Source organism: Nocardioides baculatus (assembly GCF_016735675.1).
Classification (GTDB): Bacteria; Actinomycetota; Actinomycetes; order Propionibacteriales; family Nocardioidaceae; genus Nocardioides; species Nocardioides baculatus.
This window is the reverse complement of record NZ_JAERSG010000005.1, coordinates 409,837-424,248: the sequence shown is the minus strand read 5'-3', so window position 1 is coordinate 424,248 and position 14,412 is coordinate 409,837. Positions and strand designations below refer to the sequence as shown.

The 14,412-nt window shown below is 72.0% G+C and carries 14 protein-coding genes; 4 read left to right on the top strand and 10 right to left on the bottom strand.

What is annotated here, in order from left to right; all coding sequences use genetic code 11:
* Positions 1-3: 3 nt before the first annotated feature.
* Positions 4-1,062: a flavin-containing monooxygenase gene (locus tag JI751_RS17650; protein ID WP_201939446.1), complete on the bottom strand. Its 1,059-nt coding sequence runs from the start codon at positions 1,060-1,062 to the stop codon at positions 4-6.
* A 77-nt stretch (positions 1,063-1,139) separates the two neighbouring features.
* On the opposite strand from JI751_RS17650, the gene JI751_RS17645 reads away from it, so the two are divergent.
* A complete protein-coding gene (locus JI751_RS17645) occupies positions 1,140-1,907 on the top strand; it encodes an isocitrate lyase/PEP mutase family protein (RefSeq protein WP_201939444.1) in 768 nt (255 codons plus the stop codon).
* 4 nt (positions 1,908-1,911) lie between these two features.
* On the opposite strand, the gene JI751_RS17640 is transcribed toward JI751_RS17645, so the two are convergent.
* The 4 genes from JI751_RS17640 to JI751_RS17625 form a co-directional block, all read right to left on the bottom strand.
* The gene (locus JI751_RS17640; protein ID WP_201939441.1) at positions 1,912-2,976 is read right to left on the bottom strand and encodes an ABC transporter ATP-binding protein; all 1,065 of its coding nucleotides are present in this window, start codon (positions 2,974-2,976) and stop codon (positions 1,912-1,914) included.
* A complete protein-coding gene (locus tag JI751_RS17635; protein ID WP_201939433.1) occupies positions 2,973-3,761 on the bottom strand; it encodes an ABC transporter permease in 789 nt (262 codons plus the stop codon). The genes JI751_RS17640 and JI751_RS17635 overlap by 4 nt, the downstream gene beginning before the upstream one ends.
* Positions 3,758-4,519 carry an ABC transporter permease gene (locus tag JI751_RS22010; RefSeq protein WP_307814346.1) on the bottom strand — a complete coding sequence of 254 codons (762 nt, stop codon included), beginning with the start codon at positions 4,517-4,519 and terminating at the stop codon, positions 3,758-3,760. Before JI751_RS22010 ends, JI751_RS17635 begins: the two co-directional genes overlap by 4 nt.
* A 116-nt stretch (positions 4,520-4,635) precedes the next feature.
* A complete protein-coding gene (locus tag JI751_RS17625) occupies positions 4,636-5,760 on the bottom strand; it encodes an ABC transporter substrate-binding protein (protein ID WP_307814345.1) in 1,125 nt (374 codons plus the stop codon).
* A 158-nt stretch (positions 5,761-5,918) separates the two neighbouring features.
* On the opposite strand from JI751_RS17625, the gene JI751_RS17620 reads away from it, so the two are divergent.
* Positions 5,919-7,640 carry a fumarate hydratase gene (locus JI751_RS17620; RefSeq protein WP_307814344.1) on the top strand — a complete coding sequence of 574 codons (1,722 nt, stop codon included), beginning with the start codon at positions 5,919-5,921 and terminating at the stop codon, positions 7,638-7,640.
* Between the two features lie 52 nt (positions 7,641-7,692).
* Here JI751_RS17620 and JI751_RS22005 read toward each other — a convergent pair whose 3' ends face one another.
* Entirely contained in the window at positions 7,693-8,631 is a 939-nt protein-coding gene (locus tag JI751_RS22005) for a DUF559 domain-containing protein (RefSeq protein ID WP_201939429.1), read from the bottom strand.
* Between the two features lie 175 nt (positions 8,632-8,806).
* The gene (locus JI751_RS22000; RefSeq protein WP_201939426.1) at positions 8,807-9,676 is read right to left on the bottom strand and encodes a MerR family transcriptional regulator; all 870 of its coding nucleotides are present in this window, start codon (positions 9,674-9,676) and stop codon (positions 8,807-8,809) included.
* A gap of 121 nt (positions 9,677-9,797) precedes the next feature.
* Between JI751_RS22000 and JI751_RS17605 the strand changes: the two genes are divergently transcribed.
* Entirely contained in the window at positions 9,798-10,004 is a 207-nt protein-coding gene (locus tag JI751_RS17605) for a hypothetical protein (protein ID WP_201939422.1), read from the top strand.
* A gap of 15 nt (positions 10,005-10,019) precedes the next feature.
* Here the strand turns inward: JI751_RS17605 and JI751_RS17600 are convergent, their stop codons facing one another.
* On the bottom strand, positions 10,020-10,844 hold the full coding sequence (locus JI751_RS17600) for an alpha/beta fold hydrolase (protein ID WP_201939420.1): 825 nt from the start codon (positions 10,842-10,844) through the stop codon (positions 10,020-10,022).
* Position 10,845: 1 nt separating this feature from the next.
* Positions 10,846-11,715: a MerR family transcriptional regulator gene (locus JI751_RS17595; RefSeq protein ID WP_201939418.1), complete on the bottom strand. Its 870-nt coding sequence runs from the start codon at positions 11,713-11,715 to the stop codon at positions 10,846-10,848.
* Positions 11,716-11,831: 116 nt separating this feature from the next.
* Between JI751_RS17595 and JI751_RS17590 the strand changes: the two genes are divergently transcribed.
* The gene (locus JI751_RS17590) at positions 11,832-12,512 is read left to right on the top strand and encodes a spermidine synthase (protein WP_307814343.1); all 681 of its coding nucleotides are present in this window, start codon (positions 11,832-11,834) and stop codon (positions 12,510-12,512) included.
* Positions 12,513-12,522: 10 nt separating this feature from the next.
* Here the strand turns inward: JI751_RS17590 and JI751_RS17585 are convergent, their stop codons facing one another.
* Positions 12,523-14,412 carry a penicillin-binding transpeptidase domain-containing protein gene (locus JI751_RS17585; RefSeq protein ID WP_201939415.1) on the bottom strand — a complete coding sequence of 630 codons (1,890 nt, stop codon included), beginning with the start codon at positions 14,410-14,412 and terminating at the stop codon, positions 12,523-12,525.

Here is a 14,412-nt window from a genome sequence, read left to right as displayed (position 1 = left end):
GCGTCAGGCTACGGCCGCCGCCGCGAGGTGGCGGGAGACCGCCAGCGCGGCCTGGCGCCCGGCCCGCGAGGCGCCGATCGTGCTGGCCGAAGGGCCGTAGCCGACGAGCTGGACGCGCGGGTCGACCACCGACGTCGTCGCACCCTGCACGTTGCCCCGCACCGGCACGAGCGCGATGCCGCCCTCGGGGGTGCGCAGGCCGAGCGGGGCGAGGTGGTCGACGGCGGGCCGGAAGCCCGTCGCCCAGAGGATCGCGCCGACCTTCTCGACCCGACCGTCCGCCCAGACCACGCCGTCACGCTCGATCCGCTCGAACATCGGCAACCGCTCGTAGGCGCCGAGCCGGGCGGCCTCCTGCTCCTGCGGTCGCAGCCCCAGTCCGGTGACGCTGACGACGCTCGCGGGCGGCAGACCACGGCGTACGCGCTCCTCGACGGCGGTCACCGCTGCGAGCCCGGCGGCCGCGTCGAAGTCGTCACGCCAGACCGGCGGCGTCCGGGTCACCCAGAGGGTGTCGGTGACGGGGGCGAGCTCGCCGAGGAACTGCACCGCCGACGCCCCTCCCCCGACGACCAGCACGCGCGTTCCGCGGAAGTGCTCGGCGCCCGGGTAGTGCGCGGTGTGCACCTGCTCGCCCGCGAAGGACGCGACGCCCGGGTAGTAGGGCACGAACGGGCGCGTCCAGGTGCCGGTGGCGTTGACGAGTGTCCGCGTCCGCCAGCTGTGCTCACCGGCGTGGACCACGAGGAGGTCGCCCTCGCTCTCCACCCGACCGACCCGCACCGGGCGCAGCACCGGGAGGCCCTGGTCGCGCTCGTAGTCGCCGAAGTAGTCCGGCACGACGAGGTTGGCCGCGCGTCGTGAGTGGCTCGGCGCCGCCGAGCCCGGCAGGTCCGCGACGCCGTGGACGTCGTCCATGCTGAGCGACGACCAGCGGTGCTGCCACGCCCCGCCCGGTTCGGGGTTGGCGTCGAGGACGACGTGGTCGATGCGTCGCTGCCGCAGGAAGTACGACGCCGCGAGGCCGGCCTGACCGGCACCGATCACGACGGAATCGAGCACGGGGTGGGGAGCGTTCACGTCGGGTGGAACGCCACAGGGGTCGCGGCTATGCCCATCCGCGTGGCAGCCTCGGGTGCATGGACAACGCCGCCACCGCCAAGGCCACACGACTCCTCGAGCTCCACCACACCGGCACGACGCTGGTCCTCCCCAACGTCTGGGACGCCTGGTCCGCCCGCGCCGTCGCCGAGGCCGGCTTCGGCGCCCTGAGCATCGGCAGCCACCCGCTCGCCGACTCGCGCGGGCAGGGCGACAACGAGGACATGTCGATCGACGACGCCCTCGACGGCGTACGACGCATCTGCTCCGCCGTTCCCGACGTGCCGGTGACCGCCGACATGGAGGCCGGCTACGGCGCCACGCCCGCCGAGCTGATCGAGCGGCTGCTCGAGGCCGGAGCCGTCGGTCTCAACATCGAGGACACCGTGCACTCCGAGGGCGGCCGGATGCGATCGGTCGCCGAGCACGCCGACTACATCGGCGGACTCCGGCAGGCCGCCGACGCCGCGGGTGTCGACGTCGTGATCAACGCACGCACCGACGCCTTCATCAAGAAGGACCAGTTCGAGGACCCGGCCGCGGAGGCGATCACCCGCCTGCTCGCGTGCGAGAAAGCGGGTGCCCGCTGCGTCTACCCGGTCGGCGCCCCGGACGCCGACACCCTCCAGCGCCTGCTCGACGCGCTGGCCGGTCCGGTCAACGTGATCGCCAACCCCCGCAAGGGTTCGGCCGCCGGTTCGCTGGAGGACCTGCAGGCCATGGGCGTGCACCGCGTGACGTTCGGCCCGCTGCTCCAGAAGGAGCTCGCGCCGGACCTCGCTGCGCTCGTGGCTCCCTGGCGCTGAGCCGTCAGCCGGCGACGACCAGCACGGGCGACGGCTCCACCTCGAGGCGTACGGCGTCGCCGGGCGTGAGCCGCAGCGCGTCCGAGCTGGCGAGCTGGGCGACGACGTCGCTGCCGTCGGCGAGCGTGCAGGTGACCCTCGACAGCGGGCCGAGGAACTGCACGGTCGTGACGGTGGCCGGTCCGGCCGCGTCGGCGACCACGGACAGCGCCTCGGGCCGCACGAGCGCGACGCCGGAGCCGCTCGTCGATCCGTCGAGGGCCGGGACGTCGCGGCCGAGCACCGACGCCGTACCGCCCTGCACGGTGGCCGGGAGCCGGTTGCTGAGGCCGACGAACTCTCCGACGAACTGCGTCGCGGGCGCGGAGTAGAGCTCGGCCGGGGGTGCGAGCTGCTCGAGCCGGCCGGCGTTCATCACGCCCACCCGGTCGGCGACCGCGAGGGCCTCCTCCTGGTCGTGGGTCACGAACAGCGTCGTGGTGCCGACCTCGAGCTGGACGCGGCGGATCTCGTCGCGCAGCTGCACGCGGACCTTGGCGTCGAGCGCGGACAGCGGCTCGTCGAGCAGGAGGACCGATGGCTCGATCGCGAGCGCGCGGGCGAGGGCGACGCGCTGCTGCTGGCCGCCGGAGAGCTGGTGGGCGTAGCGGTCCGCGTGCTGTCCCAACCCGACGAGGTCGAGCATGTCGCCGGCGCGCGTGCGCCGCGACGACCCGTCGCTCCCGCGCAGCTTGAGGCCGAAGGCGACGTTGTCGATGACGGTCATGTGCGGGAAGAGGCTGTAGGCCTGGAAGACCATCCCCATGTCGCGCTTGTTGGCCGGCACCTTCGTCAGGTCCTTGCCGCCCACCGACACCGAGCCGGACGTGGGTTGGTCGAGCCCGGCCAGGATCCGCAGCGCTGTGGTCTTGCCGCAGCCCGACGGCCCGAGCAGGGCGACGAGCTCGCCCGGCGCGAGGTGGAGGGTGAGGCCGTCGAGCGCCTTGACCGCGCCGTAGACCCGGGTGAGGTCGGACAGCTCGACGGCGAGACCACGCTCCGTGCCGGAACGGGTGGAGACGTCAGTCATGAGGAGGCTCCTTGCTTGTGCCGGTCGCGGCTGAGGAAGGTGAGGCCGACGAGCAGCACGGCCACCAGGATCATCGAGGCGAGTGCGGCCGCCATGGCGGCGGGGCCGTTGCTCTTGTAGAGCGCGGCCATCGCCACTGGCAGGGTGTCGAAGTGCAGCAGGGAGGCGAAGACGTACTCGCCGAGAACGAGGGCCACCGCGATGAAGGCCGCACCGAGGATGCCGCCGGTGATGTTGGGCATGATGATCCGAACGATCACGGTGAACCATCCGGCGCCCAGCGAACGCGCCGCCTCGGAGAGGGTCGCCGCATCGATCCCCGACAGGGAGGCGTCGATGGCGCGGTAGGAGTAGGGCAGGACGAGCACGACGTAGGCGAAGGTCAGCACCAATGCGCTGTCGCCCAGCAGGTAGGTCACCCACGAGTAGACGTTGGTGATGCCGACCACGATCACCAGCGCTGGGATGGTGAGCGGCAGCAGGCACAGGAACTCGATGAGCGCTCTGGCCCGTGGCACGCGCAGTCGTACCCAGACCATCGTCGGGACGAGCAGCACCACCATCAGCACGACGGTGAAGACCGCCAGGAGCAGCGAGGCGACGATGGACGAGCGAAGGTCCTCGTCGGTGACCATGAAGGCCCAGTTGTCCCACGTGCGCCCCTCGGCGCTGCCGCGGACCTGGGTCGAGAAGTCGAACATCGCCAGCAGGGGGATGAAGAAGTAGGCCGCGAAGACGAGCAGGCCGATCGCACGGAAGGCCCGGAACCCGGAGGAGTGCCTCATCGCATCCACCTCGCGGTCCGTCGCAGCAGGACGTTGTAGGCGACCATCACGAGGGTCACCACGACGATCATCTCGAGGGCCAGCGCGAAGCCGACGTTGGCCTGGCCGAGCAGCACCTCGCTGGTGATCGCCTGGCGGATCATCAGCGGGACGATCGGCTGGCCCTGGCTGACCAGGACCGCCGCGGTGGCGTACGCCGCGAAAGCGTTGGCGAAGAGCAGCAGGAGCGCGCCGAGGAAGGCCGGTAGGAGCAGCGGCAACGCGACGTGGCGCCAGTAGTCCCACGTACTCGCGCCCAGGTTGACCGCAGCCTCGCGCCACTGCGGACGAAGGCCCTCGAAGGCCGGCGCGAAGACGATCACCATCAGCGGGATCTGGAAGTAGCAGTAGACGACGACCAGTCCGGGCAGGCCGAAGAGCCAGCCGGAGCCGTAGATGTTGGCGCCGACCAGGTCGTCCATCGCCTTGGTCAGCACGCCGACCGGGCCGATGGTGGCGATCCAAGCGAAGGCGAGCACGACGCCACCGAACTGGGCGAGCACGCCACTGACGGCCAGCGTCGATCGGCGCATGAGGCTCTGGGGCGGCATCGAGACGATCAGGTAGGCCAGCAGCGCCCCGAGGAGCGCGCCGATGATCGCGGTGGAGGCCGAGAGGATCAGGGATCCCTTCAGCGCGGTCAGCGCCGCCTCGCTCGTGAGCGCGTCGAGGTTGCCGAGCGTCAGGGCGCCGTTCTCGTCCTGGAACGCGCCCACCACGACCGTGAGGGTCGGAGCGACGAGGAAGACCAGGACGAAGACGAGGAAGGGAAGGAGAGGGAGGGCCGGGCCGACGGCGAACCGCCGGCCCGAGCCCTCACTCGCGGTGGTCGTGCTCAGCGGATGGCCTTGGACCAGTTCGCCGCGAGGTACTCGCCGGCCGTCACCGTCTGGTCGTCGGTCGGGATGACCGGGTCCCCGCTGACCTCGGGCAGCGCGCCCCACAGGTCGGCGTCGATCGTGCCGGCCTCGGCCATCGCGTCGCCACGGACCGGGCGGGCGCCACCCTTGAGCCAGAGGTTCTGACCCTCGTCGCTGTAGAGGAACTCCTGCCAGAGCCGGGCGGCCGCGGGGTGCGGAGCATCGGCGTTGATGGCCTGGAAGTAGTAGCCGGCCACGACGGCCTCCTCCGGGACGACCGTCTTCCACGTGTCGACGTTGGCCGCGGCCGCGGAGCCGAGGTAGTCCCAGTCGATGACGACCGGGGTCGTGCCCTGCTCGATGGTGGTCGAGTCGGGGTCGACGGTGAGGAAGTTGCCGGCCTTCTTGAGGTCGGCGAAGAAGTCGACGCCCGGGGCGATGTCGTCGGCGGAGCCGCCGTTGGCGATCGCCGCCATCATCACGCCACTGAACGCGGCGCCGGCCTGCGTCGGGTCGCCGTTGAGCGCGACCTTGCCCTTGAACTCCGGCTTCATCAGGTCGGCCACCGAGGTGACGTCCGGCACCACGGAGGAGTCGTAACCGATGGACATGTAGCCGCCGTAGTCGTTGACCCAGGTGCCGTCGGCGTCCTTGAACTCGTCAGGGATGTCGTCCCAGGTCTCGACCTGGTAGGGCGCGAACATGTCGGTGTTGGCGAGAGCCACTGACTGGCCGAGGTCGAAGACGTCGGGCGCCCGGTCGGTGCCGGCGAGGTCGTTGGCGGCGTTGATCTCGTCCTGCGAGGCCGCGTCGGGCTGGTCGGAGTTGACCTTGATGTCGTACTTGTCCTCGAACGTGGAGATCATCTCGCCGTAGTTGGCCCAGTCGGGCGGCAGCGCGATCACGTTGAGCTCGCCCTCGTCCTGCGCGGCCTTGATCAGGTCGTCCATGGTGCCGAAGTCGTCGACGGACGTGGCCGTGGCGGCGTCCACACCGCTCTCGGTGGTGGTGTCGGCCTCCTTCTCGGGAGCAGCACAGCCGGCTGCCGCCGCGAGGGTCGCCAGCACGGCGAGCGATGCGAATGTCTTGCGGGTCTTCACAGGGATCCTCCAAGGAGCTCGACCGAGATCAGGACGTGGTGCAAGGCGGAGCCTCTCGGGTCCCGTCGGATCGGAGGCTACTCCCGAATGACGCGTGTGCGGCGTAACGATGAACCAACGGTTTGGGCAAGAAATCCCGCTGCGTAAACTCGACGGTCGTGACGACCGCTGCCGCTGGCCCCGAGTTCCACTACTCCGACATCCTCCCGACCGCCGGTTCCAACGGTGAGGTGGAGACGCCCTACCGGTTGATCACCACCGAGGGCGTGTCCACCGTGGAGGTCGAGGGACGCACCTTCCTGAAGGTCGAACCCGAGGCCATCCGGCGGCTCACCGAGGAGGCGATGCACGACATCAGCCACTACCTCCGGCCCGGCCACCTCGCGCAGCTGCGCAAGATCATCGACGACCCCGAGGCGTCCGGCAACGACCGCTTCGTCGCGCTCGACCTGCTCAAGAACGTCAACATCTCCGCCGGCGGCGTGCTCCCGATGTGCCAGGACACGGGCACGGCCATCGTGATGGGCAAGAAGTCCGAGGGCGTGCTCACCGGCTCCGACGACGGCGAGGCGATCAGCAAGGGCGTGTACGACGCGTACACCCGGCTCAACCTCCGCTACTCCCAGCTCGCGCCGCTGACGACGTTCGAGGAGAAGAACACCGGCACCAACCTGCCTGCCCAGATCGAGCTCTACTCCACCCCCGCCCAGGACAAGCCGGAGTACAAGTTCCTCTTCATGGCCAAGGGCGGCGGCTCGGCCAACAAGTCGTTCCTCTTCCAGGAGACCAAGGCCGTCCTCAACCCGACGCGGCTGATGGAGTTCCTCGACGAGAAGATCCGCTCGCTCGGCACCGCCGCGTGCCCGCCGTACCACCTCGCCGTCGTCATCGGCGGCACCAGCGCGGAGTACGCGCTGAAGACCGCCAAGTACGCCTCCGCGCACTACCTCGACGACCTCCCGACCGAGGGTTCGATGGCCGCTCACGGCATCCGCGACACCGAGCTGGAGGAGAAGGTCTTCGAGCTCACGCAGTCGTTCGGGATCGGCGCGCAGTTCGGCGGGAAGTACTTCTGCCACGACGTCCGCGTCGTCCGGCTCCCCCGCCACGGCGCCTCGTGCCCGGTGGCGATCGCGGTGTCGTGCTCGGCCGACCGCCAGGCGCTCGGCAAGATCACGCCCGAGGGGGTCTTCCTCGAGCAGCTCGAGACCGACCCGGCCCACTACATGCCGACCGACGGCGTCTCCGACGACATCTCGGGTGGCGAGGTCGTCCCGATCGACCTCAACCAGCCGATGGCCGACATCCTCGCCGAGCTCTCGAAGCACCCGGTGAAGACCCGGCTCTCGCTGACCGGTCCGCTCGTCGTGGCGCGCGACATCGCGCACGCCAAGATCAAGGAGCGCCTCGACGCCGGCGAGGAGATGCCGTCGTACATGAAGGACCACCCGGTCTACTACGCCGGTCCGGCGAAGACGCCCACGGGGATGGCCTCCGGATCCTTCGGTCCCACCACGGCGGGACGGATGGACTCCTACGTCGAGCAGTTCCAGGCGGCCGGCGGCTCGATGGTTATGCTCGCCAAGGGCAACCGGTCCAAGCAGGTCACCGAGGCGTGCGACACCCACGGCGGCTTCTACCTCGGCTCGATCGGCGGCCCCGCCGCCCGCCTCGCGCAGGACTGCATCAAGGAGGTGTCGGTCCTCGAGTACGAGGAGCTCGGCATGGAGGCGGTCTGGAAGATCGAGGTCGAGGACTTCCCCGCCTTCATCGTGGTCGACGACAAGGGCAACGACTTCTTCACCGACCCGTCCGGTGCCGTCACGGTGCCGCTGAGCTCGTTGACGGGGGCCGGGATCCGGGTCCGCTCCGCCGAGTAGCCGCTCCGGACGTCATACGGACGGGGCAGGCGGATGCCCCTTCCGTATGACGTCACGCGGCTCGGCACCAGCCACCGGCGACCAGGCCCTCCTCGATCTGCTCGAAGAAGGCGTCCGGCTCCAACCGCAGACCGAGCAAGGGCAGACGAAGGACCCGATCGCCGTCGATGACGAGCGAGTTCTGCCGCAGCGCATCGCCCACGACGTTCGTCGCCCAGGCGTGGTGGATGCCGTCGACCTCGACCACGAGCCGGTAGTCCTCCCAGTAGAGGTCGAGGTAGTAGCGATTGGCCTTGTCGCGCCGCAGGACCTGTCTGGTCGGAGACGGCAAGCCCCGCTTGCGGAGCTCGCGCACGACGTCGAGCTCCCCCAGCGATCGAGCACCATCGAGCAGGTCGAGGATCGTGTCGTGCACGAGGCGCCGACGGCGGTCACGCTTGATGCGCAGCGCCTGCTGACCCAGCAGCTCAGCCGTGGTGAGGCCTTGCTGCACCACGAGGGTCAGGGCGTAGACCGCCTGCCGATCCGATGCAGCCCACAACGCCGTGCGTACGCCGGCGACGTCCGGCCGCGAACGCGGGATGCCCGAGGCGGCTAGGTCCTCAGCCGACCACCGGCGCGTCTGCCGGATGTCGTACAGCCGCGACCGGCGCACGCGTGCTCCGCGGGGGACGGAAACCCGCTGTCGGTCGACGGTGAAGTGCTCGAGCCCACCCGCGATCAGTGCGGACGCGCCGTCGAGGTGGGCGCGCGGGCCACCCTGGAAGACGGCCGCCCACTGGTGGCCGAGATCGGAGATCTCGCCGTTGTGCAGGCACACGGACTGGTCCCCCACGAGCTGCCAGCGGTGCGCCCGCACCTGACCGCGCACCTCCGAGCGTGTGATGCCCAGGGCGTACAGCTGCGGCCGGGACAGGACGCCGCCCTGCTGCGCCGCGTCCCGCCGCGCGCGGACGAGTCGTGGGTCGTCATGTGATGTCTGCTTCGGCACACGCCCGAGGGTGCGTCCGCCGCCGCGACACGTCGCCCCGCCACCGGCGTACGTGAGGACAACCCGGCCAGCGGACCTGCTGTGGACGCTTGGTGGCCCACCTCCGGTCCCCGGGACGTCATACGGACGGGGCAGGCGGATGCCCCTTCCGTATGACGTTCGGAAGAGGACCGGGTCACGCGCTGCGGGTGAGCCGGTGCGCCAACGCAGCGGCCGCCTCGCCGGCCCGGTGTCCGAGCGGCTCGGCTCCCTCGACCCGGTGCTGGTGCGCCCCGCCGAGGAGGACCGGTGCCATCGCGGAGATCGACTGCACCGCCTCGCGCACGGCCGGCAGGTCCTCGATCGTGGGGACGCCGAGCACGACCGCGTCCGGTCGCACGGCGCGAGCAGTGTCGATCCACGCCTCGATCGGCAGGTCGGCCCCGAGGTAGGTGACCGCGACGCCTCGGCTGCGCAGCACCATCGCGAAGGCCATCACGCCGAGCTCGTGGCGTGAGCCGCGGGCCAGGCCGACCATCACCATCGGGGCGCCGGCACCGGGGTGCGGGAGCTGGTGGAACTCCTGGGAGAGCCGGCGCAGGACGGCGGCGCTGACGAAGTGCTCGCCCGCGATGCTGATGTCACCGCGCTGCCAGGCCTCGCCCAACCGCACGAGCGACGGGAGCAGCCAGTCGTCCACCACGACCGGCAGCTCGGCCTGGGCGAACGCCTTGTCGACGAGGCTCTCGAGGCGCACGACGTCGAAGTCCAGCGCGCACGAGATCAGCTCGTCGAGGTGGGACAGCGGCGAGCCCTCCTCCGCCGGCGGCAGCGCCGAGGCCGAGCCGGTCGGCTCCTCGAGCACCTTGCGGGCCGCGATGCGCGGCGCCCACCCGGCGTCGACGAGGTCGCGCATCACCGACAGGCGACGCACCGCCTCGTCGTCGTAGAGGCGGTAGTTGCCCTCGCTGCGCACCGGGGCCACGACGCCGTAGCGGATCTCCCACTTGCGGAGCGTCTCGCGCGGGACGCCGGTGAGCTGCGCAGTGCGGCCGGCGGTGTACACGCCCCAAAGGGTAGCAGCAGGGTGGACAAACTATGGACAAGTTGTCTACGTTCCTCTCGTCCACAACGGTGGACAGACTGTGGACAAACCCGTGGGAGGGACCGTGGAGCAGGTGTACGACATGGACGAGACCGGTCCCGGCTCGTGGCGGCAGGCAGTGGGGATCTCCGCCCTCGTCGCGGCGGCCCTGGGCACCGTCCTCTTCACGACCCCCACGATGCCCGAGCCCCCGTCGACCGACAGCTCGTGCCGGCTCGACCTGGTCCGCCAGGAGTGGACCGGCAGCTCGTGCGACGACGTCGAGGTCGAGTCCGCCGGCACCCGCTGAGCAGCCCCGTCGCGGTCAGTCCTCCGACAGGTCGCGCACCGTGGTGAGCACGTCGGGCCAGTGCGCGACGAGGGTGGCGAGGTGCGTGCTGCGAGGGCGTACGACGACCTCGACGGCGTCGAAGCCGGCGAGCAGCTCGGCAGCCGCATCCGTCGTGGAGCGCTCGTCGAGCTCGCCGAACCAGGCCAGCACCGGGCAGCGCACCTCGACCGGCGCGTGTCCCCACGGCCGGTGGAGCAGGGCGGCGTCGCGGAGGTAGCCGTCCGGCTCGGCCAGCGCCTCCCGCACCGATGCCGCGATCTCGGCCGGTCCGAGCGCACGGACGAGCTCGGCGTCCCCCGGCGGCAGCATCGTGAGCCAGCGGGCGGCGAGTGCGTCGTCGGACGGGTCGCCCGGATCGACCGTCTCGCGCCAGGCGAGGAACTCGGGCGCGAGCTCCTCGACCAGCTCCTCGACCGACTCCGTCCGCACGCCCGGCGCCTGGGTCGCCACCAGTCCCAGGGCGGTGACGCGGTCGGGGTGCCGCGCCGCGGTCGCGACGGCGTACCCGCCTCCGACGGACATGCCGACGACCGCGAACCGGGCGTGGCCGAGCTCGGTCGCCACACCGGCGAGGTCGTCGGCGACGCTGCCGTGGCTGCTGTCGTGGGCGGCGGACCGGCCGTAGCCGGGTCGGTTCACCCCCAGGAGCCGTACGCCGACCGCACGGGCCGCCGCGTCGCCGGTCATCGCGACGTGGCGGGTGTCCGGGCAGCCGTGGAGCACCGCGACGAGCGGACCGTCGGGGTCGCCACCGACCCAGCCCTCGAGGACCCGGCCGTCGGCAGCGTGCCAGAGCACCTCAGCCGGCCGCCGCGAGCCGGTCGGCCAGGGCGGACGCGGCCGCGCCGGCCAGGTGACCGAGGCGCTCCGGGCCGTCCACCTGGTCCTGGTGCGCGCCGCCGAGCAGGACGGTCGTCATCGGCGTCAGCGCCTCCACCGCCTCCCGGACGGCCGGGAGGTCCTCGATGGTCGGTGCGGCGAGGACGACGGCGGCGGGTGCGAGCAGCCGGACCGTGCCGACCCAGGCCTCCAGCGGCAGGTCGCCACCGAGGTAGGTGACCGCGACCCCGCGCGAGCGCAGCACGAGGGAGAACGCCAGGACGCCGAGCTCGTGGCGCGCGCCGCGCGTCAGCCCGGTCACGACCCGCGGTCCGCCCGGGGTCACCACGGGCACGGACTGGAAGGCCTGCGCGAGCCGGCGGTGCACGGTGGCGGACACGAAGTGCTCGCCGGCCACGGACACCTCGCCGCGCTGCCAGGCCTTGCCGAGCTCGACCATCGACGGGAGCAGCCACTCGTCGACGGTGGTCGCGTGGTCACCGTCGGCGAACGCGTCCGCGAGCAACCGCTCCAGGGCGGGCACGTCGAAGTCGACCGCGCACCGCACCAGCTCCCGGGCCCGCGTGTCGGGGCAGGGCAGCTCGGGCCGGGCGACCTCGGCCTCGGCGGCCGCCACGTCGTGCACGACGTGCTGCGCCGCCTCGTGGGCGGACCAGCCCGCGTCGACCAGGGTGCGCATCACGCTGAGCCGGCGGACGGCCTCGTCGTCGTAGAGGCGGTAGTTGCCGGCGGAGCGCTGCGGGACGACCACGCTGTAGCGCTGCTCCCACTTGCGCAGCGTCGTGCTCGGCACGCCTGTGAGCTCGGCTGCCCGACCGACGGTGTACATCTGTTCAAGGTAGGCCGTCGAGGCCGGTCAGGGCAGCCCTTTCGGCCACTCTCCCCACCTGCGGGTGGTCGACCCGGACGAGGGTCGGACCACGCGCGGTGGGGCAGGATGGACGTGTGACCACCGACAGCATCGCGGAGATCGCCCGCGCGGAGACCGAGCGGGGCGAGCTCGTGCTCCGTCGCCGCGCGTCCGAGACCGCGGCCGACGTCCTCGAGCTGCGGGTCAACGGCGTCTTCGTGATGGACACCCTCGAGACCACGAGCGAGATCGAGCTCGCCGCGCAGGCCCTCGCCCTGGTCGACGAGCCGACCGCCGTGCTGATCGGCGGGCTGGGACTGGGCTTCACCCTCCAGCGCGTCCTCGCCGACGTACGCGTCGAGCGGGCGGTCGTGGTCGAGATCGAGGAGCCGCTCATCGAGTGGATGCGCAACGGCACCGTCCCGCACGGTCCCGGGATCCTGGCCGACGCGCGGGCGACGGTCGTCAACGCCGACATCGCGATGGCCATCGCCGAGGCGCGGTCGGCCTACGACCTGGTGCTCCTCGACGTCGACAACGGACCCGGCTACCTCGTCCACGAGGGCAACGAACAGGTCTACCAGGCCGAGTTCCTCGGCCGCTGCCACGACCTGCTGAGCCCGGGCGGGGTCCTCGTCGTCTGGTCGGCCAACGCCGCGCCCGACCTGCTGGCCGCCATGCGGGAGGTCTTCGGCGCCGCCGAGGAGCAGGCGCACGACGTGCTGCTCCAGGACCGGCCGGAGGAGTACTTCCTCTACCTCGCGCGCCGGTCCTAGCGAGCACGACTCAGCGCAGGAACGCCTCCAGCACCGGTCCCGCGGTCTGCGACCCGGAGACGCCCGTCTCCACGAAGACCGCCACGGCCAGGTCGCCACGGGTGGCGATCATCCAGGCATGGGTCTCCAGCTCGCCGGACGCGTCGGGCTCGCCGTACTCGGCCGTCCCGGTCTTGGCACCGGTGACGCCGGGTACGTCGAGCAGGAACCGCCCCGACCCGGTGTCCACCACGCCCCGCATCAGGCCGCGCAGGGTGGTCGCCTCCGCCTGGGTCAGCGGCTGCTCGGGCGGCACCTGCTCGACCTGGTGGTCCGGGAGCAGCACGGGCAGCACGGCCCGACCGGCCTGCACCGACGCGGCGACGGTCGCCATCGCGAACGGGCTGGCGAGCACGGTGCCCTGGCCGATCAGGTCGGCGGCGGCACCGGTCTCGGTCTCGGGCGGCGGCACCTGGCCGAAGTAGACCGGGAACCCGAGGTCGTGGTCGGTGCCGAGCCCGAGCGCCTGCGCGGCCTTCGTGGCGTCGCCCGGGGCGAGCCGGTCGGCGTTGCCGACGAAGGCGGTGTTGCACGACTGGGCGACCGCCTGCGCGAGGGTGATCTCGCCGATCGAGGACGACGGGTAGTCGTCGTAGTTCTTGAAGGTGCGGCCGTCGACCACCGTGGTCGCCGGGCACGCCACGCGGTCGGACGGGCCGAGCCCGCTGCGCAGCAGCGCGAGCGAGGAGACGACCTTGAAGGTCGAGCCGGGGGCGTACTGGCCGGTGTCGGCGAGGTCGGCGCCGTCGGCTCCCGCGCCGTTGGCCGTGGCGAGGATCGCGCCGTCCGACGGCCGGATCGCGACCAGGGCGCTGGCGGGTGCGCCGTCGCCCAGCGTGGCGAGCGCCGCCTCGGCGCGCTCCTGGAGCCCGACGTCGAGGGTGGTCGCCAGCGGCGCTCCGTCCACGGCCGGGACCTCGAAGGCCGTCCGGAGCTGGTCCTGCGCGTCGCGGATGACGACCGACCGGCCGGCCGTGCCGCGGAGCTGGTCGTCGTAGCGCGCCTGGAGGCCGGACAGGCCGACCTCGTCGCCGGCGACGACGGCGCCGTCGGACTCCTCGACGACCTCCTCGGTGGCGGCGCCGACCCGACCCAGCAGGGCGGCCGCGAACTCGCGGCTCGGCGCCAGCGGGAGGGTGTCGTTGACGGCCAACGCGCCCGGCACCTTCCGGAAGGCGGGCAGCACCTCGCGTGCGTCCTCCTCGCGCAGCACCACCGCCTCGACGAAGGCCTCCGCCCCCATCGCCTCCGCGCGGTCGACGTAGGGCCCGGGGTCGAGGTCGAGGATCCGCGCGATCCTCCGGGCGCTGCGGGCCACCTGCGCACCCTCGACCTTGGTCTTGTCGAGCCCGTAGCGCAGGACCGGGCGCTCGGTGACGAGCACCGTCCCGTCGGCGCCGGTGATGTCGCCGCGGTCCGGGGTGATGGTGCGCAGGCCGAGCGTCTCGCCCTCGGCCAGGTCAGGGGCGAGGTCGTCGGGTGCCCAGGCGACCGCCCAGCTGCTCCCGTCGCCACCCCGGGTAAGCGCCACCGTGGTCTCGTACGTCCAGAGGTCCGGGCCGCCGAGGTCCCACTGCCACGCGAGGGTCGCGTCAGCGCGCCCCTCCTCCTCGACCGTCACGACGTCGACGACGTCGACGGCGACGGGCACCTCGTCGAGCGGCGCGACGAGCTCGGCGAGGGCGTCGCGGGCCGCCTCGTCGACGAGCGGCACGTCGCCGAGCGAGTGCCCGGACAGCGCGGCCGCGAGGTCGTCCGCCAGGTCGGCCGCCGGATCGGAGTCGTCGTCACTGCCGGCGAAGGAGCAGGCGGAGCCCACCCCCATGAGCACGACAGCGATCCCGAGAGGAAGTGATCGCAT

What these genes read in the sequence shown, in the direction of transcription:
- JI751_RS17645 (WP_201939444.1), top strand. Translation starts at nt 1,140, where the DNA reads ATGGACAACGCCGCCACCGCCAAGGCCACACGACTCCTCGAGCTCCAC.
- JI751_RS17640 (WP_201939441.1), bottom strand. Translation starts at nt 2,976, where the DNA reads ATGACTGACGTCTCCACCCGTTCCGGCACGGAGCGTGGTCTCGCCGTC.
- JI751_RS17635 (WP_201939433.1), bottom strand. Translation starts at nt 3,761, where the DNA reads ATGAGGCACTCCTCCGGGTTCCGGGCCTTCCGTGCGATCGGCCTGCTC.
- JI751_RS17605 (WP_201939422.1), top strand. Translation starts at nt 9,798, where the DNA reads ATGGACGAGACCGGTCCCGGCTCGTGGCGGCAGGCAGTGGGGATCTCC.
- JI751_RS17595 (WP_201939418.1), bottom strand. Translation starts at nt 11,715, where the DNA reads ATGTACACCGTCGGTCGGGCAGCCGAGCTCACAGGCGTGCCGAGCACG.
- JI751_RS17585 (WP_201939415.1), bottom strand. Translation starts at nt 14,412, where the DNA reads ATGCGATCACTTCCTCTCGGGATCGCTGTCGTGCTCATGGGGGTGGGC.